This window comes from Actinomadura rubrobrunea NBRC 15275, from assembly GCF_001552235.1.
In the GTDB taxonomy this organism is placed as follows: domain Bacteria; phylum Actinomycetota; class Actinomycetes; order Streptosporangiales; family Streptosporangiaceae; genus Spirillospora; species Spirillospora viridilutea.
The window spans coordinates 1-909 of sequence record NZ_BCQU01000219.1 but is presented as its reverse complement, the minus strand read 5'-3'; the positions used below and the strand labels follow the sequence as shown (position 1 = coordinate 909).

The 909-nt window shown below is 71.7% G+C and carries 1 protein-coding gene; it reads left to right on the top strand.

Features of this window, described 5'->3' with window-relative positions:
* Positions 1-909: FGGY-family carbohydrate kinase (locus AR3_RS29110; protein ID WP_245637947.1), on the top strand; the 909-nt coding region annotated here is incomplete at both ends.

The window sequence follows — 909 nt, the reverse complement described above, 5'->3', positions numbered from 1 at the left end:
GAGGCGGTCTTCGGCACGACCGACAGTTGGCTGCTGTGGAACCTGACCGGCGGCCGCGACGGCGGCGTGCACGTCACCGACGTCACCAACGCCAGCCGCACCATGCTCATGAACCTGGAGACCCTCGACTGGGACGACGAGCTGCTGTCGTTCTTCGGCGTCCCCCGGGCCATGCTCCCCGAGATCCGCCCCTCGTCCGACCCGAGCGGCTACGGCGCGACCCGCGCGGACGGCCCGTTGGGCGGCGAGGTGGCGCTGACGGCCGCGCTCGGCGACCAGCAGGCGGCCACCGTCGGGCAGGTGTGCTTCGAGCCCGGCCAGGCCAAGAACACCTACGGCACCGGCAACTTCCTGCTGCTCAACACCGGCGAGGAGCTCGTGCGGTCCGAGCACGGGCTGCTGACCACGGTCTGCTACAAGTTCGGGGACGCCAAGCCGGTGTACGCGCTGGAGGGCTCGATCGCGGTGACCGGGTCGGCGGTGCAGTGGCTGCGCGACCAGCTGGGCATCATCTCCGGCGCCGCCCAGAGCGAGGCGCTGGCCCGCCAGGTCGACGACAACGGCGGGGTGTACTTCGTGCCGGCGTTCTCCGGGCTGTTCGCGCCGTACTGGCGCAGCGACGCCCGCGGCGCCATCGTCGGCCTGTCCCGCTACAACACCAACGCCCACCTGGCGCGCGCCACGTTGGAGTCGATCTGCTATCAGACGCGGGACGTGGTGGAGGCGATGCGCGAGGACTCGGGCGTGTCGCTGGACGTGCTGAAGGTGGACGGCGGGGTGACGGCCAACGAGCTGTGCATGCAGTTGCAGGCCGACATCCTGGGCGTGCCGGTGTCGCGTCCCGTCGTGGCCGAGACCACCGCGCTGGGCGCCGCCTATGCCGCGGGACTGGCCGCCGGGTTCTGGCGC